21 protein-coding genes are annotated in these 20,274 nt (G+C 63.6%); 13 read left to right on the top strand and 8 right to left on the bottom strand.

Going from position 1 to position 20,274, the window contains the following annotated elements; translation table 11 throughout:
- Positions 1-100 precede the first annotated feature (100 nt).
- Positions 101-1,141, top strand: coding sequence for a LacI family DNA-binding transcriptional regulator (locus AC1DYL_RS07570; RefSeq protein ID WP_477172664.1), 1,041 nt, complete (start codon positions 101-103; stop codon positions 1,139-1,141).
- Here AC1DYL_RS07570 and AC1DYL_RS07565 read toward each other — a convergent pair whose 3' ends face one another.
- The 3 genes from AC1DYL_RS07565 to AC1DYL_RS07555 form a co-directional block, all read right to left on the bottom strand.
- Entirely contained in the window at positions 1,142-3,094 is a 1,953-nt protein-coding gene (locus AC1DYL_RS07565; RefSeq protein ID WP_477172663.1) for a methyl-accepting chemotaxis protein, read from the bottom strand.
- An 88-nt stretch (positions 3,095-3,182) separates the two neighbouring features.
- The gene (locus AC1DYL_RS07560; RefSeq protein WP_477172662.1) at positions 3,183-4,217 is read right to left on the bottom strand and encodes an L-idonate 5-dehydrogenase; all 1,035 of its coding nucleotides are present in this window, start codon (positions 4,215-4,217) and stop codon (positions 3,183-3,185) included.
- A gap of 10 nt (positions 4,218-4,227) precedes the next feature.
- Positions 4,228-5,169, bottom strand: a complete 942-nt coding sequence (locus AC1DYL_RS07555) for a 2-hydroxyacid dehydrogenase (protein ID WP_477172661.1) — start codon at positions 5,167-5,169, stop codon at positions 4,228-4,230.
- 84 nt (positions 5,170-5,253) lie between these two features.
- Here AC1DYL_RS07555 and AC1DYL_RS07550 point away from each other — a divergent pair, with 84 nt between their 5' ends.
- From AC1DYL_RS07550 to AC1DYL_RS07520, 7 genes are all read left to right on the top strand, one after another.
- Positions 5,254-6,015 (top strand): SDR family oxidoreductase, encoded by a 762-nt coding sequence (locus AC1DYL_RS07550; RefSeq protein ID WP_477172660.1) that lies wholly within the window; start codon positions 5,254-5,256, stop codon positions 6,013-6,015.
- Between the two features lie 5 nt (positions 6,016-6,020).
- The gene (locus AC1DYL_RS07545; RefSeq protein WP_477172659.1) at positions 6,021-6,530 is read left to right on the top strand and encodes a gluconokinase; all 510 of its coding nucleotides are present in this window, start codon (positions 6,021-6,023) and stop codon (positions 6,528-6,530) included.
- Positions 6,497-7,417: an NAD(P)-dependent oxidoreductase gene (locus tag AC1DYL_RS07540; RefSeq protein ID WP_477172658.1), complete on the top strand. Its 921-nt coding sequence runs from the start codon at positions 6,497-6,499 to the stop codon at positions 7,415-7,417. Before AC1DYL_RS07545 ends, AC1DYL_RS07540 begins: the two co-directional genes overlap by 34 nt.
- A 105-nt stretch (positions 7,418-7,522) precedes the next feature.
- Complete coding sequence (locus tag AC1DYL_RS07535; RefSeq protein WP_477172657.1) at positions 7,523-9,019, top strand: sugar ABC transporter ATP-binding protein; 1,497 nt, start codon at positions 7,523-7,525, stop codon at positions 9,017-9,019.
- Between the two features lie 14 nt (positions 9,020-9,033).
- Positions 9,034-10,086: an ABC transporter permease gene (locus AC1DYL_RS07530; RefSeq protein ID WP_477172656.1), complete on the top strand. Its 1,053-nt coding sequence runs from the start codon at positions 9,034-9,036 to the stop codon at positions 10,084-10,086.
- Between the two features lie 42 nt (positions 10,087-10,128).
- Positions 10,129-11,226, top strand: a complete 1,098-nt coding sequence (locus tag AC1DYL_RS07525; RefSeq protein WP_477172655.1) for an ABC transporter substrate-binding protein — start codon at positions 10,129-10,131, stop codon at positions 11,224-11,226.
- Positions 11,227-11,295: 69 nt separating this feature from the next.
- Complete coding sequence (locus AC1DYL_RS07520) at positions 11,296-11,631, top strand: hypothetical protein (protein ID WP_477172654.1); 336 nt, start codon at positions 11,296-11,298, stop codon at positions 11,629-11,631.
- A 126-nt stretch (positions 11,632-11,757) separates the two neighbouring features.
- Here AC1DYL_RS07520 and AC1DYL_RS07515 read toward each other — a convergent pair whose 3' ends face one another.
- The 3 genes from AC1DYL_RS07515 to AC1DYL_RS07505 form a co-directional block, all read right to left on the bottom strand.
- Entirely contained in the window at positions 11,758-12,426 is a 669-nt protein-coding gene (locus AC1DYL_RS07515) for a TetR/AcrR family transcriptional regulator (protein WP_477172653.1), read from the bottom strand.
- 228 nt (positions 12,427-12,654) lie between these two features.
- A complete protein-coding gene (locus tag AC1DYL_RS07510; protein WP_477172652.1) occupies positions 12,655-13,023 on the bottom strand; it encodes an MAPEG family protein in 369 nt (122 codons plus the stop codon).
- A gap of 224 nt (positions 13,024-13,247) precedes the next feature.
- Positions 13,248-13,928, bottom strand: coding sequence for a TetR/AcrR family transcriptional regulator (locus AC1DYL_RS07505; RefSeq protein ID WP_477172651.1), 681 nt, complete (start codon positions 13,926-13,928; stop codon positions 13,248-13,250).
- Positions 13,929-14,084: 156 nt separating this feature from the next.
- On the opposite strand from AC1DYL_RS07505, the gene AC1DYL_RS07500 reads away from it, so the two are divergent.
- From AC1DYL_RS07500 to AC1DYL_RS07480, 5 genes are all read left to right on the top strand, one after another.
- Positions 14,085-15,026 (top strand): alpha/beta fold hydrolase, encoded by a 942-nt coding sequence (locus AC1DYL_RS07500; RefSeq protein ID WP_477172650.1) that lies wholly within the window; start codon positions 14,085-14,087, stop codon positions 15,024-15,026.
- A gap of 57 nt (positions 15,027-15,083) precedes the next feature.
- Entirely contained in the window at positions 15,084-15,977 is an 894-nt protein-coding gene (locus AC1DYL_RS07495; protein ID WP_477172649.1) for an NAD(P)/FAD-dependent oxidoreductase, read from the top strand.
- A gap of 20 nt (positions 15,978-15,997) precedes the next feature.
- The gene (locus AC1DYL_RS07490; protein WP_477172648.1) at positions 15,998-16,471 is read left to right on the top strand and encodes a methyltransferase family protein; all 474 of its coding nucleotides are present in this window, start codon (positions 15,998-16,000) and stop codon (positions 16,469-16,471) included.
- 81 nt (positions 16,472-16,552) lie between these two features.
- Complete coding sequence (locus tag AC1DYL_RS07485; protein ID WP_477172647.1) at positions 16,553-17,443, top strand: alpha/beta fold hydrolase; 891 nt, start codon at positions 16,553-16,555, stop codon at positions 17,441-17,443.
- Positions 17,444-17,736: 293 nt separating this feature from the next.
- Positions 17,737-18,552: an oxidoreductase gene (locus tag AC1DYL_RS07480; RefSeq protein ID WP_477172646.1), complete on the top strand. Its 816-nt coding sequence runs from the start codon at positions 17,737-17,739 to the stop codon at positions 18,550-18,552.
- A gap of 270 nt (positions 18,553-18,822) precedes the next feature.
- On the opposite strand, the gene AC1DYL_RS07475 is transcribed toward AC1DYL_RS07480, so the two are convergent.
- Positions 18,823-19,176 carry a hypothetical protein gene (locus AC1DYL_RS07475; RefSeq protein ID WP_477172645.1) on the bottom strand — a complete coding sequence of 118 codons (354 nt, stop codon included), beginning with the start codon at positions 19,174-19,176 and terminating at the stop codon, positions 18,823-18,825.
- A gap of 116 nt (positions 19,177-19,292) precedes the next feature.
- Positions 19,293-20,192, bottom strand: a complete 900-nt coding sequence (locus AC1DYL_RS07470; protein ID WP_477172644.1) for an alpha/beta hydrolase family protein — start codon at positions 20,190-20,192, stop codon at positions 19,293-19,295.
- Positions 20,193-20,274 lie beyond the last annotated feature (82 nt).

Here is a 20,274-nt window from a genome sequence, read left to right as displayed (position 1 = left end):
TCGACACTCGTGGGCGGGACCGGCCGTCTGCTAGCGCTTGCCGCATCAGGCTCTCAGCAGACGCATATTGCGGCGGATATTTCAGAGCGGGATTGAAGTGATGGCGAAGAATGTTGCGGGCAAGCGGGAAGAGGCGCAGCAGCCGACGATGGCCGATGTCGCGCGGCATGCCGGCGTCTCCACCATGACGGTCTCGCGAGCGCTCAAGGATGATGGCGTCGTTTCCAAGGCGACGCGCGAACGCATACTCTCGGCAATCGAAGAGTTGGGTTATGTGCTGGACCTGTCGGCGGGCGGGCTCTCGTCGAAGAAGACCGGATTCGTCGCTGCGATCATCCCCTCCATCAACAATTCGAACTTTTCCGATACCGCGCGCGGCATCACCGATGAGTTGGAGGGGACCGGCCTGCAGCTCATTCTCGGCTATACCGACTATTCGGTGCAGCAGGAGGAAAAGCTCGTCGAGGCCATGCTGCGTCGGCGGCCGGAGGGCATCATCCTGACCGGCGGTTCGCACACGGCGCGGGCGCGCAAAATGCTGGTCAATGCGGCCATCCCCGTGGTCGAGACCTGGGACGTGCCGGCTGACCCGATCGATCAGGTGGTCGGGTTTTCCAACGCTGACGCGATGGCGTTGCTCGTGCGGCGGCTGGCCGAAAAAGGCTACAAGCGGTTCGGCTACGTCGGCGGCACGACGGAACGGGACACGCGTGGCAGCCAGCGGCGCGCCGGGTTCCAGCGGGCGCTCACCGAACTCGGACTGGCTTCGAACCGGGTGATCTCCTTCGGCGTGCCGCCCATTTCGATGGAGCAGGGCGGCCAGGCGGTGGTCAGCATGCTCGAGCGCTGGCCCGACACGGAAGTGGTGATCTGCGTCTCCGATCTCTCGGCGTTCGGTGCTCTGATGGAGTGCCAACGGCGCGGCATGAAAGTGCCGAGCGATATCGCCATCGCCGGCTTCGGCAATTACGAAGTCGCCGCGTGCTCCCACCCGCGCATCACCACGGTCGACGTCGATTGCTACAATATCGGCCGGCAGGCAGCGGGCCGGTTGCGGCAGGCGATCCAGGGCGAGACCGATCCGGCGGCCGGCGGGATCGTGCTCACTCGCATCCGGGTGGTCGAGCGCGAGAGCGCCTAGCTATCCCAGCGCGGAGAGCCGGAAGACACTGACGATCTGATCTATATCGGTCGCTTGGGCCCGGGTCTGCTCGATCGCAGCATTGGTCTGTTCGACCAGAGCGGCATTGTGGTTGGTCGACTCGTCGAGTGACCGGACGGCGCTGGTCACCTGACTGAACGACGAGGCCAAACGCTCGTTTGAGGACGTGATGACCCGCATTACGCGACCGGTCTCGTCCACGGCCTCCCGCATTGCCTTCAACCGCTCAGCTGCGGCGGCGACCATCCTCGATCCGACCTCGACTTCGGCGCTGCTGCTTTCCACCAGTACTTTGACGTCGAGCGATGCCGCAGCGGCGATCTGGGCAAGGCGCCTCACTTCCGACGCGACGACAGCAAAACCGCGACCGGAATCGCCGGCCCGCGCGGCCTCGACGGACGCATTGAGCGCCAGCAGGTTGGTCTGGAAGGCGATATCGTCGATCATCCCAATGATGTTGGAGATCTTCTCGGACGCACCGCTGATGCGTGTCATGGCGGCGTTCGCTTCGGACATTGCCTCGTCCCCGCTCGCTGCCAGTCTGGTGGCATCGCTCGATTTCGCGCTCGCCTGCTTCGCCTCGTCGATCATTTCGGTGACTGCAAGCGATATGCGCCCTACCGCGGACGACGTTTCCTGCACCATGGCCGACTGCTTCTCGGTGCGGCCGGCCAGGTCCTCTGAACCTGAGGCGAGTTCGCTGGTCGCGACCTTCAGGGAGCCGGAATTGTCCCGCAGGCGGAGGAGGATATCGGAGAGCGTGGTTCGCACGGCGTTCGTGCTGTCGCGAAGCTGCAGGAATGCGCCCTGATAGTCACCTGTCACCTGTTTGGTCAGATCTGCTTTCGCGAGCGCGGCCAGCACTTCTCCGGTCTCCGAGAGGCCACGCTTCACCGTATCGAGCAACAGGTTCGCACTCGTGGCGAGGGAACAGAGTTCGGGGCTGGCGAAGTCTGTCCGGACGCGGCGGTCGAAATCACCCGCACTTGCGGCGTCCATTACTTCGCCGAACGATTCCTGGAGTTCTCGCATCGTGCGGGCACGTTCCTCGGCGCGACTTGCCGAGCCGCGCCGTTCGGCGTCGGTGAGCTCGGTGATTTGCCTGGCGTTGTCCCGGAATACCTCGATCGATCTCGCGATATCGCCGATCTCGTTCTGGGACGCGCGATGCGGTACTTCGAGCTGCAATTCACCGCCGACGATGCGCGACATCACCGTCGAAAGTGCGGGAACCGGACGTAACAGGCGGCGCGATACCAGGGATGCCAGCATCCCAAAGATCAGCAATCCCAACGCCGAGGTGATCCCGATCAGGAGGAGCGTACCTTGCAGCAACCTGCCCGTCTTGAGCTGGCTTTGCGCGACGAGCAGAGTGCCCAGCACAGTGCCTTTTGCATCGACGATTGGCAGGTAGCGGGCCGAGTACGGAGTTCCGCCGATATTCACATCGAGACCGGTCGCCTTTCCGGCAAGGAGGTTGTCGAAGCCTGGCGCTCCAGGCTCGAGCGCCCAGTCAGTAAGCCGGTCGCCGGCCGCGTCGACAATATTCGTCGTGGCGACAACGAAGCCGCCAGACACCGGATCCTGTCTGAGGATGGCCACCCGCGAGCCTATGACCTGGCTGAGGGTGTCGGCCAATGAGGTGTCCGGGAACTCTGGAATAACCCACATCGAAACGGCGCGGATGGCACCGTCGTCGTCCCACTGAACCTGTGTTCCGTAGTTCTTGAGAACCTCGCGGACGATGTTGGCCGTCGCCCGAACGTCGTTGCCCTGTTGCTCGACGACGATCTCGGCGATGCCGGCTGCGAGGTTGAGATAGAGGGCGATGCCGACGCCGGCTACCGAGCCCGCAATACCCACGACGCTCAACAGCGTGACACGGGTTGTCAGCCTCATTCGGTCGAACGGACGCAGCAAGGCACGCAGCACGGCCAACCTCCCAATCTGTTATCGATAACAGTATTCCGGATGAGGCCTAACGAATAGTTACCAGGCTGTGTCTTCGCGTTCGTTGATCCTAGGCGAAGCTGAGCTGCACCTTCATCGACCGTGAGCGGTCGCCGGCCGCCTCGAAGGCGGCGAGCGCATCCTCGATCGGATAGGTTGAGCTTAGCAGCGGCCGGACGTCGGCGTGGCGGCGGTTGATCAGGTCGACTGCGAGGGCGAATTCCTCGTGGAACCGGAAGGAACCGCGTATCTCGATTTCCTTGGCCACCACCACGTTTTGGGGGACAGCCATGTCGCCGCCGAGCCCGAGCTGGATCAGCACGCTGCGTGGCCGCAGGATTCCGAGGCCAGCTGCCAATGCCGCGGCATTCCCGGAGGCTTCGAACATCACATCGAAACTGCCCTTATTGGCGCCGAAGGCGGCGAGGCGTTCCGGCTCGGTCGCGACGTTGATGGTCTGATCGGCGCCGACCGCGCGGGCATAGGCGAGGGGGGCGTCCACGACGTCCGTCGCCACGATTTCGCGGGCCCCGTGAGCGCGGGCGGCAAGCACGCAGAGGGCGCCGATGGGGCCGCTGCCGGTCACCAGCACGCGCTTGCCCAGCAGCGAGCCGGCGCGATTGACCGCGTGGAGCGTCACCGCAAATGGCTCGGCAAATGCGCCCTCTGCGAAGGAGGTGTCGTCCGCCAGCTTGTGGCATTGCGATGCTTCGGCGACCAGCTGCTGGCGGAAGGCGCCCTGCACATGCGGAAAGCGCATGGCACTGCCGTAAAAGCGCATCTCGAGGCACTGGTTCTGCTGCCCCTTGAGGCAGTACTCGCAGGCGTTGCAGGGCAGCGATGGGGACACGGCAACCCGGTCGCCAACGGCAACGGTGGTGACGCCAGCGCCCAATGCGGTGACCGTGCCGGAGACTTCATGACCGAGCACCATCGGCTCGCGCAGACGGATCGCGCCGAAGCCACCGTGTTGAAAGTAATGCAGGTCGGACCCGCAGATCCCGCCGGCGGCGATGGCGATGCCAACCTGCCCGGGGCCGATTTCACCGGCGACGCGGTCTTCGACGCGCAGGTCCTTGGCGGCATGGATGACGACGGCTTTCATGGCGTGCCTTTCAGACCACAGGGGTCAGGAGCGATTGTCCGGCGAAGTGGGCGGCGAGGTTGTCGCGCACCAGCTTGCCCATGGCCTTTCGGGTCTCGATGGTGCCGCTGGCGTGATGAGGCTGCAAGACGACATTGTCGAGGGCGAGGAAGCGAGGGTCGATGCGCGGCTCGTTCCAGAACACGTCGAGACCGGCAGCCTTGATGCCGCCGCTCTCCAACGCCGCGAGCAGTGCCGGCTCGTCGACGGTGGAGCCGCGCGAGATGTTGAGGAGAATGCCGTCGGGACCGAGCGCCGCGAGGACCTCGGCATTGACGATGGCCTTGGTGCCCTCGCCGCCGGCCATGGTGACTATGAGGAATTCATTTTGCCGGGCGAGGGTGACGAGGCTGTCCACGTAGCCGTAGGGGAGATCGGCACGGCGGTTGATATCGAAATAGGAGATTTCGCAGTCAAAAGCCGCGGCGCGCTTTGCTACGGCGGCGCCAACGCGGCCCATGCCGGCGATGCCGAGCTTCTTGCCGTGGACGCGGGTAACGAGCGGCATGTTGCCCTGCGCCCAGGCGCCGGAGCGGACATGGGCCTCGGCCTGCGGGATCTTTCGGGCAGCGGCGAGGAGCAGGCCGATCCCGATATCGGCGACATCCTCAGTCAGAACGTCGGGCGTATTGGTGACGCGGATACCGTTGGCGCGTGCATGCCCCAGGTCGATTGCATCGGTCCCCACACCATAGCAGGAGACGATCTCGAGTTTGGGCAGGCCCGCCATGAGCTCGGCGCTGGCTCCCAGTTCGCCGCGGGTGGCGATGGCGCGGATCGAGCCTGCGTGTTTGGCGAGGAAGGCGGCTTTGTCCGTCGTCTCCCACAGCTTGTGGATGGTGTAGCGGGACTCGAGGTCCACCAGATCCCACTCGGGATAGGGCCCGATCATCAACACATGCTCCGCTGCCATGTCATCCTCCAACGCTGCGATTGGGACTTGCATATGTTATCGATAACAATTATGTCAAGTCCGGCTTGAGATGAGGAGGGCGGAGTGTCGTTGTTCAGCTTGGCGGGGCGGCGTGCTCTGATCACTGGGTCGAGCCAGGGCATCGGCCTTGCCTTGGCGAAAGGCCTTGCAACGCAGGGCGCCAGCGTCGTTCTCAATGGACGGACCGCGGACAGACTCGCCGACGCCGTGGCGGTGTTGGCAGAGGCGGGGCATGACGCCGAGACGGCGATATTCGACGTGACCGACGCTGTTTCGGTGCAAGCGGGTATCGCGGGTATCGAACGGGATCTCGGGCCCATCGACATCCTCGTTAACAATGCCGGTATGCAGTTCCGGACGCCGCTCGAGAACTTTCCCCACGACAAATGGAGGCAGCTCTTCGAAACCAACGTCTCGAGTGTGTTTTACGTCGGGCAGGCGGTGGCCAAATTCATGATCGCGCGGGGTAGGGGCAAGATCATCAATGTCGCCTCGGTGCAGAGCGAGTTAGCGCGGCCCGGCATCGCGCCCTACACGGCAACCAAGGGGGCGGTGAAGAACCTCACCCGCGGCATGTGCACCGATTGGGCGCAACACGGCATCCAGGTCAATGCCATCGCGCCGGGCTATTTCAAGACGCCGCTCAACCAGGCGCTGGTCGACAATCCGGACTTCTCGGCCTGGCTCGAAAAGCGTACGCCGGCGCGGCGCTGGGGCAATGTCGAGGAGCTGGTCGGCGCTGCGGTGTTTCTCGCGTCCGACGCGTCGTCCTTCGTCAATGGCCACACGCTTTACGTCGATGGCGGCATTACTGTTTCGCTGTGAGCGCGATGGGTCCGGTAATCGTCATGGGCGTCAGCGGTTGCGGCAAGACCAGTGTCGGCGCGGCTTTGGCCGAACGACTGGGGGTCCCCTTCATCGAGGGCGACAAGCTGCATCCAGCGGCGAACATTGCGAAGATGTCGGCGGGTATTGCGCTGGGGGATGCCGATCGCTGGCCGTGGCTTGACGAGATCGGCCGCGCAATCGCCTCAGATACGAACGGTGCGGTCGCCTCGTGTTCGGCGCTGAAGCGTGTGTATCGTGACCGTCTCAGGGCAGCGGCCGGCCAGGATATTCGCTTTGTGTTTCTCGACCTTTCGCGCGACGAACTGGAGCGGCGTATGCGCCTTAGGCAGGGACACTTCATGCCTGCGGCGTTGCTCGATAGTCAGTTGGCGACGCTGGAGCCGCCGACCGGCGAGGCGGGTGTCCTTGCAGTCGATGGCGCGGCGGTACTCGATCATATTGTGAATTCGGCGGCCCAATGGCTGCGCCCATCAGGAGGAGACGAGTCGTGAGCGATGCAATGGGGCAGGACGTTGCCGTTATCGGCGCCGGAATCATGGGCAGCGCGATCGCGACGCGGCTGATCGAGACCGGAAATGCGGTCACGATCTACGATCTCGATCCGGTGAAAGTCGCGGCGCTGGTGGCGATAGGCGCCACTGCGGCAGCTTCGGTTGCGGACGCGGCGCGACGTAGCCGGTTTATCATCCTGAGCCTCAATCATGCGAGCATCGTGCGCTCCGTCGTGTTCGGAGCGGGCGGCGTTGCGGAAGGCGCAAGCGCTGACAAGCTCCTCATCGACATGTCCTCGATCGACCCCAAGGACACCGCGGAAATGGCAGTGAGGCTGCACGACGAGACGGGCATGGCCTGGGTCGATTGTCCACTTTCGGGCGGTGTACCTGGGGCGCTCGCCGGCAAGCTGACTGTGATGGCGGGCGGCGATGTGGCGGATTTTGAGCGGGCCCGCGACGTGATGCAGCATCTTTGCGCCAACTACACATTGATGGGACCGAGCGGCGCTGGGCAGACGACCAAGCTGATCAATCAGCTGTTCTGCGCGGTGGCCTTCCAGGCGGTGGCCGAAGCGGTGAAACTGGCCGAGGCGGGCGGCGTCGATCCGCAACTCGTTCCCGCAGCGTTGGCCGGTGGTCGGGCGGACTCGCGCATCCTGCAGGAGTTCATGGGTAAGTTCGCGCGGCGCGACTTCTCGCCGACCGGACGCATCGACAACATGCTCAAGGACCTCGACTCACTGCAGGCCTTCGCGCTCAAGACCAAAACGCCGTTGCCGATGACCGGGCAGGTGGTCGAGATTCACCGGCTGCTCTGCGCTGCGGGCCTGGGGCCCAAGGATTCGGCAGAGATGATGCGGTTGCTCGACGGCTTCAGCGCTTAGCCCTTCGATCGTTGGAAGTGGCGATGGCCTCATTGCCACTTGACACCACCCCATATGTTATCGATAACAGTTTGACAGCAGTGAAATCTCGGGGAGGGGATTGTCGTGTTGGATGAGACGCTCATCGAGTTCCGCAATATCTCCAAACGCTTCGGCGGCACGCACGCCTTGCGGGACGTCTCGTTCGACCTCAAGGCCGGCGAGATCCTGGCCCTGCTCGGCGAGAACGGCGCAGGAAAGTCGACGCTCATCAAGACTCTTGCCGGCATCTTCAAGCCGACGTCGGGCGAGATATTGTTCCGTGGTTCCCCCTATGCGCATCGTCCGCCGCGTCCCAATACGCGCCAATCGGTCGCCTTCATCCATCAGGATCTAGGGCTTATCGAGTGGATGACGGTCGCCGAGAATGTCGGTCTGGCACAAGGCTTTTCGCGGCGAGGCGGGCTTATCGACTGGCGGCAGACGGAGGCGCGGAGTCTTGAGGCACTGAGGCTGGTCGGTATCGACTTCGATCCGACCACCCGCGTGCAGAATTTGACGCGAACAGAGAAATCTCTCGTCGCCATTGCGCGCGCCTTGGCTGTCGAGGCCGACGTGCTGGTGCTCGACGAACCCACGGCGAGCCTGCCCGCCGACGAGGTCGAGCGGCTGTTCGAAGCGCTGCGTCCGCTCAAGTCGCGCGGTGTTGGGATCATCTATGTGTCGCACCGCCTGGACGAGATCTTCCGCATTGCCGACCGCGTAGCGGTCCTGCGGGATGGGCGGCTGGTCGGACAGCAGGCGGTGAGCGATACCACGCCGGACCAGCTCGTGCAGATGATCGTAGGGCGTCCGGCGGCGCAAATGTTCAAGAAGGCCCACCTGAAGCCGGGCAAGACCGTGCTCGAGGTTCGTGATCTCGTTTGCGCCGGCGCCGGACCGGTGACGTTCGAACTGCGGCAGGGCGAGTTGCTTGGCCTCGTCGGATTGCGTGGCGCCGGCCAGGAGAATGTCGGTCGTGCCCTGTTCGGCGCCGAGCCGTTCGGCGGCACCGTCTTGCTCAACGACGCGCCGCCCGATCTCAGCAACCCGCAGGCGGCCATGCAGTCGGGGATCGGGCTCATCGCCCGTGATCGCACCGAGGAATCCGTCGCGATGGCGCTGAGCCTGCGCGAGAATACGTTCCTCAATCCCTCGGCCTCGGGCCGTTCGCTGTTTTCAGTCCTCTCGCCGCGCCGCGAGGCCGCGTCGGCCCATGCCATAGGCGAGCGTGTCGGGCTCCGGCCCAACGATCAGGACCTTGCCATCGAGGCGCTGTCTGGTGGCAACCAGCAGAAGGTCGTCGTCGGCCGCTGGCTGGCCACCAACCGCACGCTGCTGATTGCCGAAGACCCGACCGCCGGCGTCGATGTCGGTGCCAAGGCCGAGATTTACCGGCTCATCGCCTCGGCGCTGGAGGAGGGGTTGGCCGTCATCGTGGTCAGCACGGACTTCGAGGAAGTCGCCCATATCTGCCACCGCACGCTGGTGTTTTCGCGCGGGGTGATCGTCAAGGAACTGGCGGGCGACGCGCTCACCAATGCGGCCGTGATCCACGCCGCCTCCGCGTCCGAAGCCGCTTAGAACAGGAGAGAACGATGGCCGGGATTGAATCGAGCGCGCTCGAGCCCACCAAGAGCGAAATGGCCGGGCTTGGCCGGGTCCAGAAGCTTGGGCGGCTGGTGCCGGTCTATGGTCTCGTGATCCTCACGGTGCTCTTGATCGTCGTCTTCTCGGTGATGTTGCCGGCGACGTTCCCGACGCTTCTGAACCTCCGTTCGATCACCTCCGACAAGGCGATCATTGCGCTGCTGTCGCTGGCCGCGATGATCCCGATGGCTGCCGGCCGCATCGATTTGACTGTGGGCTACGGCATCGTGCTCTGGCACATCCTCGCCATCAGCCTCCAGACCATCTTCGGGCTGCCCTGGCCGCTGGTCGTGTTGATCGTTCTCGCCTTGGGCGGGATCACGGGCTTCCTCAACGGCTGGCTGGTGGAAGTGGCGCGGATCGACAGCTTCATTGCCACGCTTGGCACCGGCACCGTGCTCTATTCGATCGCGCTCTGGCATACCGGTGGGCGCCAGGTCGTCGGCGTGCTGCCGGATGGCTTTTACGCACTCAACGGCACCATGGTCTTCGGCCTGCCGATCACCGGCTATTACGTCCTGGCCATCGCCATCTTCATGTGGCTGGTGCTCGAGTACACGCCAGTCGGCCGCTATGTCTATGCCATCGGTGCCAGCCCCAAGGCGGCCGCGCTCAACGGCATCCCGGTGCGCAAGTTCGTCATCGGCGCCTTCGTCTCGTCCGGCCTGCTGGCGGCACTCACCGGTGTGCTGCTCGCCTCAAAACTCCGTATCGGCCAGGCGAGCGTCGGGCTCGAATATCTGCTGCCGGCGCTGGTCGGCGCCTTTCTCGGCTCGACCACCATCAAGCCCGGCCGCGTGAATGTCTGGGGCACCATGGTCGGGGTGATCATCCTCGCCGTGGGCATATCAGGCATCCAGCAGTTCGGTGGCTCGTTCTTCGTTGAGCCGCTGTTCAATGGGGTCACCCTGCTCGTCGCCATCGGTATCGCCGGCTACGCGCAGCGCAAACGCGGCGCCGTCGCTCCGGCGCCCAAACCAACCACAGGCGACGGCAAGTAGACCGCCACCTGTCGTAAACCGCTTATCCAAAGGGAGGAAAGCATGCTTCGTAGAGGACTCCTTTACGCGTCCGCCGCCTCGGCCATCCTGTTGATGACTGGCGCTGCCTTCGCCGACCCCATGGCCGACGCTCAGGCCGTGGTCGACAAATATGCCAGCCCGGCCAAAACCTGGGACGGCCCGACCACCGGCCCCAAGGCCGCCGAGGGCAAGGTCATCGTCGTGCTCGCCGGCGATCTCAAGAACGGCGGCATTCTAGGCGTGACCACCGGTGTGCAGGAAGCTGCCGCGGCGATCGGCTGGGAGGTCAAGGTCCTGGACGGCGCCGGTTCGATCAATGGCCGCACGGCGGCCTTCGGCCAGGCCATGGCGCTCAATCCGGCCGGTATCATCATCAACGGCTTCGACGCGGTCGAGCAGGGCCCGGCGATGGAAGCGGCCAAGGCCGCCGGCATCCCGATGGTCTCCTGGCATGCAGCTCCCGCCGTCGGCCCCGTCGCCGATGTCGGCGTCTTTGCCAACGTCACCACTGATCCGCAGCAGGTCTCCAAGGCGGCGGCCGACTACGCCTATGTCGATGCCAAGGGCAAGCCGGGCGTCATCATCTTCACCGACTCCACCTATGCAATCGCCATCGCCAAGGCCGATTGGATGAAGGCCGAGATCGAGGCGCTGGGTGGCACGGTGCTCGAATATGTCGACACCCCGATTGCCGAAACCAGCCAGCGCATGCCGCAGTTGACGACCTCGCTGCTGCAGAAATACGGCGATGCGTGGACGCACTCGCTGGCCATCAACGATCTCTATTTCGACTTCATGGGGCCCTCGCTTGCCGCCGCGGGCAAGGGCGGCACCGACGCGCCGATCAATGTCGCGGCGGGCGACGGTTCGGAATCTGCCTACCAGCGCATTCGCGCCGGGCAATACCAGAAAGTGACGGTCGCCGAGCCGCTCAATCTTCAGGGCTGGCAGCTCGTCGATGAGCTCAACCGCGCCTTCGCTGGCGAGCAGTGGTCCGGCTACGTTTCGCCGCTCCACGTCGTCACGAGCGACAATGTCGAGTTCGATGGCGGACCCAAGAACACGTTCGACCCCGATAACGGCTACCGTGACGCCTACAAGGCGATCTGGGGCAAATAGCTCTCTCCCAACTGGTGCCGGCGGCGCGTTTGCTGCCGGCACGTTTTTTGACCCCCCAGAGGCCAGACCATGATTATCCGCTACGCACTGTTCGAAGGCAAAATCCACGATGGCATGGAGGGCGCATTCCGCAGCTTCGTGAAGGAGCGGCTCGTGCCGCTCTGGACAAAGTTCCCGGGCGCCGAGGAAGTCCGCGTGCTTGACGGTGTCGAACGGGACGAGGGCGCGCCGACCTATGCCATGGTCCTCTCCATCCGCTATCCCGATCTCGCGACCTGCAAGAAGGCGCTCGAGTCCGATGTGCGCTTTCAGAGCCGCGCCGTCACCGGCGACCTGCTCAAGATGTTCACCGGTACCGTGCACCATCACGTGTTTGACGCGCGCGAGTATCCGTTGTCGTCGTAGCGGCTCGGTTGCTCGCTGTCGCGCTTGAGAAAAGTTGAGCTCGCCACGCGGCCGCCTACGACGGGGAAACGACCGCTTCTGGCCCAAAGCGGTCCCTCGCTTTGCGAGCCGGTTCTGAGGGCTAGGCTATCCGCCCGCGCGGTCGTTGCCACCGTGCGCGGCGATGAACATGGCGACGGCCGACCGGCAGTAGGATTCGATTTCGTTGTCGTCCTCTGCTCTCGCCTCATCGAAGCGTGCGATAAGCAGGAGATCGGATCCTTTGAAAAGCGCTGCAAACAAGCGGGCCGACCGCAGAGGATCGGGCACGTTCAGAAGCGCCTTCGCGTGCAACTCACGCAACAGGGCCTCGATTTGGGCGATGATATGGGCGGGGCCGGCTTCATAATGGACCTTGCTCAATGACTTTTGATTCGGCGTGTCGGCCGTGACCATGGCTTCGACGTTGCGGACGTCCGGGCTGAGCAGCGTGCGAAGCAGGGATGATCCCACAGCCATGAGCTGATCTTCGGCCGAACCGTCGACACCTTCAAAAAGGGCTAGTGGTACAAACTGCTGGCAGCGGGCTGTAAAGGCCGCGCCGAACAGCGCCTCCTTGTTCTCGAAGTGCCTGTAGATGCTGAGCTTGGATACCTTCGCTCGCTGGGCGACCATGTCCAATGTCGTCGCTTGAAAACCCAGTTCCGCAAAGAGTTCGCCCGCGGCGTCGACAATCGTTTGGCTAAGCGCCTCGTTGGCGGGTCGGCCGCGTCGGGCTTGGCTTTTTCTGGTCACGACAATTCCTAATCCCTGCATTACGGTACCACGTAGTATTTGAAATGCAAGCCAGTGGATGGTACCCTCGATTCACAACGAGGGGCCAAACATCATGAAAGACGACATCGTCATTGCAGCGGGCCTCACCCGACTTCCTCCAGGGCGTGCTCCGTGAACGCCCGGTAGGTCGATGCCCACAGCGGAATTCGTCCCACATCGCAGATCGAGATCGTTACGCTGCCAGCAAGCTTGTATGGCTCCTCCGTTTCATCGCGTGGCCGCGTGAAACACAACGAGTGCCGCCATCCCCACGAATGCGACGAGTTGAACTGTAAAGAAGGTGGAGCGCACGGCAATGGCCGCGTTGGAGCCGGAAGCGAGATGCGCGCTCGTCTGCACGACGCGGGCGGCGACGACCCCTACCGACAATACGTCAAGCATGGCTGAGTGAAGACCAGATGCCTCTGTGGCGAGCACGATCGCGGCGAACACTGGCAGGTTCTCGACGCAATTGAGGTGGGCGCGCATGGCGCGCCGGGGCAACGGCGAACCGTGCAGCTCATCGCCCGGGAAGCTATTCAACTCGGCCTTCCCGCCCAGAATGAGAAACCACCGATACACGCCCACCACGAGCATTCAGATCGCGAGCGTTCACATCGCGAACGCCAGCAGTGCCCAAACTGGAATGCTCATGTCTGTTCTCTTCGGCGGCAAGGTGTGCGGGCAGCAAGTCCGCTAGCCGAGGATTGCCGGGCTGTGCCTTATGCCCCAACCGGCGCGCTGTATTTCGTGCTCATGAGCGCCCTCCACGAACGTATTCGCCGTGAGCGCTCAAGCCACATCCCGGCCGCCCTTTGAAATCAAGACTCTAACGTTTGACGGCTCATGGTCGGCTTCCTGCCCGCGTGGTCGTTGCCACCGTGCCCCGCGATGAACATGGCGACGGCCGACCGGCAGTAAGATTCGATTTCGGTGTCGTTCTCTGCTCTCGCATCATCGAAGCGTGCGACAATCAGAAGGTCGGATCCTTTGAAAAGCGCGGCAAACAGCCGGGCGGATTGGCGCGGGTCGGGCACATTCAGGGCCCCTTTCGCGTGCAACTGACGCAGCAAAGCCTCTATTTGGGCGATGACATGCGCGGTGCCGGCTTCGTAGTGGAGCTTGCTCAGCGACTTTTGGTTGGTGTTGTCGGCCATGATCATGGCTTCGACACTGCGGACGTCCGGGCTGAGCAGCGTGCGAAGCAGGGATGATCCCGCCGCCATGAGCTGATCTTCGGCCGAACCGTCGGCGCCTTCAAAAAGGGCCAGCGATGCAGACTGATGACAGCGCGCCACCATAGCGGCGCTGAACAGCGCCTCCTTGTTCTCAAAATGCCGATAGATGCTGAGCTTTGAGATCTTCGCTCGCTGAACCACCTTGTCCAGTGTCGTCGCTTGAAAACCCAATTCCACAAAGAGCTCGTACGCGGCGTCGACGATCGTTTGGCCAAGCGCCTCGTTGGCGGGCCGGCCGCGCCGGCTCTGGCTATTTTCGGTCACGACAATTATAGTCCTTGACAGTATCGTAAGTCATGCGTAATTACGATACCACGCAGTGTCTAAAATGTGCAAGCCAACAGGGCCCATTTCTGACAGCTCGCGGGACCTCACGACCGGGGTCCGCACAGACAAACCATACCGAAGGCACGAAAAGTCATGATTGCAGCTGACGAGACGTTCGACGGCACGTGGCCGTATCCCGCCCGTTTCAACGAGGCTGCCGGCTTCCGTCAGCACTATGTCGACGAAGGCCCTGAGCGGGGCGGTCAGACGATTGTCATGCTGCACGGTGAGCCCACCTGGGGCTACGAGTGGCGCCACTTAATCGGGCCGCTGTCACGTCACCATCGGGTGGTCGTTCCCGACCACATGGGCTTCGGCAAGAGCGAGACACCCCAGGATCGCACATACGACGCGAGCGAACACATCCTGAACCTCGAATCGTTGCTCGTGGACACGCTCGACCTCACGGACATCACCCTGGTGGTGCGTGACTGGGGCGGCCCCATCGGTACCGGGTTCGCACTAAGCAACCCTAGCCGGATCTCCCGGATCTTCGCGGTGAACACCGTGCTGCCTCTCGCCGCGGGCATCGAAGATTTGATGAGGGCGAATGGCGCCGAGAGCCGGTGGTTCCAGTGGGCACAGTCGGCGCTCGCGGACGGTTCGTTCGAGCAAATCCTCGGACACGCGGGTCACACCATCGCCCAACTGATGATCGACCTGCAACATGTCGCCCGACCGGAGATCGTCACGCCGACCTGGATTCGGGCGTACTCCAGCCCCTTCCCAACCCCGGCGCAGTCCCGCGGTGTCATCGCGTTCCCCCGGCAGGTCCTGGAGGGCCCTAAGGACCCGCCGCCCGGTCCGCCGCCCATGGAAGCTGTCGCCGCGCTGCGAGGCCTGCCAGCAATGCTGGCGGTCGGGATGCGCGACACCGCACTGCTGCCCCAGTATGTGATCCCGGCGTTCAAGCTCAGCTACCCCGACGCACCTGTCGTTGAGATCCCGGGCGCTGGCCACTTCCCGACCGAGGACGCTCCCGAGACGCTGCTGGCACTGCTCGACCTGTTCCTGCAGACGTCCCCACGCACCTGAAGGCCGAACGGCAGGCCCAACCCAACCCCCTCAATCCGCAACGTGGAGTCCATCATCATGGATGACGTCATCATCATCGGCGGCAGCTTTGCCGGCCTCGCCGCCGCCCTGCAGCTCGGCCGTGCCCGCCGCAAGGTCACCGTTCTCGATACCGGCCTGCCGCGCAATCGCTTCGCAGGCCACTCGCATGGCCTGCTCGGCCACGATCACAAGCCACCGCTGGACATCCTGGCCGAGGCCCGGCAGCAGCTGGCGCGCTATCCCACGATCAGGCTGATCAAGGCCCGGGCCGAAAGCGTCTCCGGCGCCATCGACGATTTCTCCGTCGTCACTGACGATGGCGAAAGCCTTCGGGCGCGCCGCCTGATCCTGAGCTATGGCGTAACCGACCAGATGCCCGATGTTCCGGGCTTTGCCGAAAGCTGGGGCACATCCATCGTGCCCTGCCCATATTGCGACGGCTTTGAGGTCGCCGGCCAGCACTGGGGTCTCGTCTGGTCCGGCCCGCAATCCCACAATCAGGTCAGGCTGTTCCACGACTGGACGGACACGTTGACGGTCTTCGCCGATGGTCACGACATTGCCCCCGATATCCGGGCCGATCTGGCGCGCCGCAACATACCTCTCGTCGATGGCCGGATCACCGAGATCGCCCGCCATGGGGACCATAGCGCCACCGTAAAGCTTGATACCGCCCCCAATGTCGAAGTCGACATCCTGTTCGCCCATCCGCGCAACAAGCCGTCCACCAGCCTGCATGAATCGCTGGGTCTCGCCACGGTCAATACGCCCACCGGCATCGCCCTCAAGGTAGACGAGCGCCGCGAAACCAGCGTGCCCGGCGTCTATGCTGCGGGCGACCTCGCCAACCCGGCCATGCCCTCGGTCACCACGGCAGTATCGCAGGGCGCGCTGGCGGGTATCTCTGCGCAGCAGTCGATGCTGGTTTGACAGCACAGATGGGGATGAGCATGGCTGCCGAAAAAGACAGCGTGGGTGAGCGCTTCCCTCCGCCGTTCATCTATCTGGGAGCGCTGCTGTTGGGGCTGGCGGCGGAGTGGTTCGTCACCTTCCGCTCTTTCGGCATCGACTGGTGGTTGCTGGTCGCAACTGGTGCGCCGCTGTTCGTTGCTGGGGCGGCGGTGATGCTTGCGGCGGCAGGGCAGTTCCGGCGGCTGGGCACCAACGTTCGGCTGTCGCAGCCAACGACCGCTATCGCAACGACCGGTCCGTACCGGTGGACCCGCAATCCCATGTATCTCGGAATGGCGCTCATCTATGCCGGCCTCGCGATCGGCCTCGACGGGCCGATCGCCTTCGCCTTGCTTCCGTTGGTGCTGATCGCGATCCAGACGCAGGTGATCGCCCGCGAGGAGCGCTATCTCGAAACGAAGTTCGGCGACGACTACCGGCGCTACAAGGCCGAGGTTCGCCGCTGGCTCTGACTATTCCACCGCTGCCGCGCGGGGCGCCAAAACCAACACCAACATTCTCGTCCGACCACTCTCGAAAAAAGCCTGACACCGATGAATTTCGAACACGTCACCTTCGACCTGCCACACGGCACCTTTCACGCGCTGCAGGGTGGTGACCCCGACGGTCAACCGACGGTGGTCCTGCACGGCTTCCCAGACCACCCGCCGACCGCCAAGCCATTCCTTGCCGAGCTCGGCCGCCGTGGACGTCATGTCCTAGCACCCTGGCTTCGCGGTTACGCGCCGTCCCCGACTGCGGGGCCGTTCGACTTCGCAGCCCTCACCGGCGACGTGGTCGCCCTGATCGACCGCTGGTCTCCGGGGCGACCCGTGGAGTTGATCGGCCACGACTGGGGCGCGCTGATCACATATGACACCTGCGTTACCGCGCCGGAGCGGATCGAACGCGCGGTCACGCTCGCAATCCCTCATCCACTCACGTTCATGAGACAGCTGACGCGCCCCGCTCAGCTACGCCGGAGCTGGTACATGGGGCTCTTTCAACTGCCGGGAAGCGGCTGGATAGCCACCGCCCGCGATCTCGCCCTCATCGACCGCCTCTGGCGTCAATGGTCGCCCGGCCTCTCGCTCGATCCGGCCCTCAAGGAAGAGCTACACGAGCACCTGCGGGCGAGCATGCCCGCGCCGCTAAAGTACTACCGGGCGATGATGCGCCCCGGCATGCTGGGGGCAACGCGCCGCATGTCCCAGCCGATCACGGTACCCCTGCTGCACCTTCATGGTGCCGACGACGATTGCATCCTCCCTCCGCGAGTCGACGACCGACATCGGTTCGCCGCCCCGCACGCGATGGAGGTCATTCCCGACGTCGGCCATTTCCTGCACATCGAGGCCCCCGAGGCGATCGCGGAACGGATCGTGGCATGGGCCCGGGAAGCTTCCTCTTCGCCCTACCAAAAGACCTCGAGCGCGCGGTCTTAACGACGGGGAATAGCCGGACTGGCGCACGTCGGCACGAAAGGAACGCCCATGCCTCTGAAGAGTAAAGATCGTCGATATGCACGGTCTCATGCCGCGCCTCATGCTCGTGCTTCTCGCGATGCACATTGGCGCAGCTCTCTACCATCAATTCATCCTGCGTGATCGCTTGCTCGCCCGAATGGGACTCGGCCGACAGATCGGCGCGTAAGGGCGCCGCGGAGGCAGCACGTCACTCCTGTCGCAGCGCTGCTCCTCCAAGCTCCACTTTAAGACAGCAAAGGAAACTGATCCTCATGAAAACGACCAATCTAGGCGTCGCCCTGGTGACCGGCGCATCCTCCGGCATCGGTCTTGCCACCGCCAGAGCTCTACGGGACGCGGGCTTTCGCGTGTTCGGGACCAGCCGTCGCGCCACGGCGGAGAAGGCCGACGGCATTACCATGCTCGTTTGTGACGTTACCGACGATGAATCGGTAGCGAAACTGGTCGAGCGGGTGCTGGCCGACGCCGGCCGCATCGACCTGCTCGTCAACAATGCCGGCATGGGCCTGCTCGGCGCCGCGGAGGAGTCCTCGACGCTTCAGGCGCAGGCGCTGTTCGATGTGAATGTCTTCGGCGTCCTACGCATGACCAGGGCGGTGCTGCCGACCATGCGCCATCAGGGGAAAGGCAGGATCGTCAATGTGAGTTCGATGCTGGGCCTGATCCCGGCGCCCTATTCCGCCGTTTATGCGTCCACCAAGCATGCCATCGAAGGCTACTCCGAATCGCTCGACCACGAGCTTCGCACCTTTGGCATTCGCGTTGCGTTGGTCGAACCCGCCTACACAAGGACGGCATTTGAAGAAAACCAGGCCAAGCCAGACCGACTGCTTGCCATCTATGACACCGCGCGAGCCGGCATCAATGCGGTTATGAAGAAAGCGATAGAAGCTGGCGACCCGCCGGAAGTCGTCGCCAGGACGGTTGTCGAAGCGGCGACCACGATCGTTCCGAAGTTGCGCTACGCGGCAGGAAAGATGGCCCGACAGGTCCGTCTCCTGCGCCGTTTCGTTCCTGAATCGGCGTTCGACAAGAGTCTGCGGAAGCAGAACGGATTGCCGGTCTGACGACGACGAACATCCTGTTCATTCTGTGTGATCGCTTGCTCGCCCGAATGGGCTCAGCCGACAGCGCCGAGCGTAAAGGCGTCGCGGAGGTATAGCGTTCGAATGCAATCTGTTTTTTCTTGGAAGACCGAGATGGGCATGAAGAGAAGACCCGCTATCGTGGTGGGGGCGTACTGCTTGCGATGCTTGGGGCGGCCGCATTCGTCACGCTTTCCCCTCATGGGCAGAGCGCCTCTGCCGTGGGCGACCCGAGGCAGGAACCACCGATCGTCAGGCTGGCAACGGCGGCGCCAGTGACTGGATCCCCTCGTCGAAATCGAGGCCCCACCCTTCACCCTTCTGCATGACGAAGTAGGACGTCAGCTCGCCATTCTTGAGGATGCGCAGCACCAGCGTCGTGCCGTTCGGCAGCGGCAGACCGTTCTTCGAAATAGCGATCGTGTCGGGCAGTGCGAACGCCTCTTCGCCGGACGAGCCTCGATCGTAGATGCCATAGCGGACATACCTGTCGAAGTCCTCGGGGAAGGTAACGCGGTTCTCCTGCGCGCTGGCCTGCAGGGCGACGAGAGCAACGAAGCTGAATACTGCCGCGATCATGGCAAAGCGGTTCGAGATCGTTTTCATCGAATGGCCTCATGAAATCGGGTTTGGAGGGGAAGGCCGCCGGCTCGACCGCGGAGGGTGGCTTTGCGGCGCAACGGTCGATGCCGGCGGCCCCATGGACGTCGCGTCGTGCGACCTCACATGTGACGGTCGAACCACTCCAGCATCATCTCGGGATGCTCGTTGAAGTGGTTGTAGCCCTGGAAGCGCTCGTCGGTGCCTTCGATCCAGTACAGCGTCTTGTCCTCTGCGGAGATGAGGTCGAAGATCTGCTGCACGTTCGAAGGCTTGGTCCGGAAGTCGTTGCGGACCTGCGTCAGCAGCGTCGGCACCGACACCGCCTTGGAGTCCTCGATCGGCCAGGTTTCGTCGAGATTCTGGCCGGTGAGGTCGTGGAAGGCCGCGCTGAACATCTCGAGCCCGCCTGCGATTCCTTCGTTCTCGACCGCCTTCTCGACGAACACCTTGGGCGAAACCGGCTGCACCGCGATCATCGACTTGATGTGCGAGAACTCGTTGGGGTGCCGCTTCATGCCGACGATGGTCGAATTGGCGCCGAGGCACCGGCTGAGCAGCGCCGTCTTCATGTCCTTGGTGTCGAGGCGGGACTTGGCGTAGCGCAGCGAACCGATGACGTCCCGGTATTCCAGGGAGCCGTGGCCGTTGATGCCGCCGCTACCCGTGCCGCTGCGGCCGTGGTTGCGCAGATCGTAGGCGATGACGTTGTAGCCGGCGTCATGCAGCGCCTTGTACTGCGGCAGGAAGTTCACCTCGAAGCCACCGAAATAGCCCCACTGCGGCAGGTGGCCCGGGAAGCCATAGCGATTGCAGGGCATCGGGTGGTTGGCGATGATGAGGCGGTCGGAGTCGGCCGGGATGAACCAGCCCTCGAGGGGGACGCCGTCGAGAGAGGGAAAGAAGACGTCCTCATAAGCGAGGCCGTATTCGTCCGGCCGGCGGAGGATGGGGGACCGGCTGGAGTGGGACATCATCTCCGCCATGTTGTCGATAAAGGTCTTGGCTTCAGCGTCGTTCATGATCGTATCCGTTCCGGTTTGAGGCTCTGCAGCGTCAGCGCCTGCAGAAGTGGCGACCAAGATGGGGAGAGCGGTGAGGGCC

The organism is Devosia sp. P1_H9, assembly GCF_056405135.1.
Note: the sequence above shows the minus strand (reverse complement) of the source record. Positions and strands in the feature narration are given on the sequence as shown.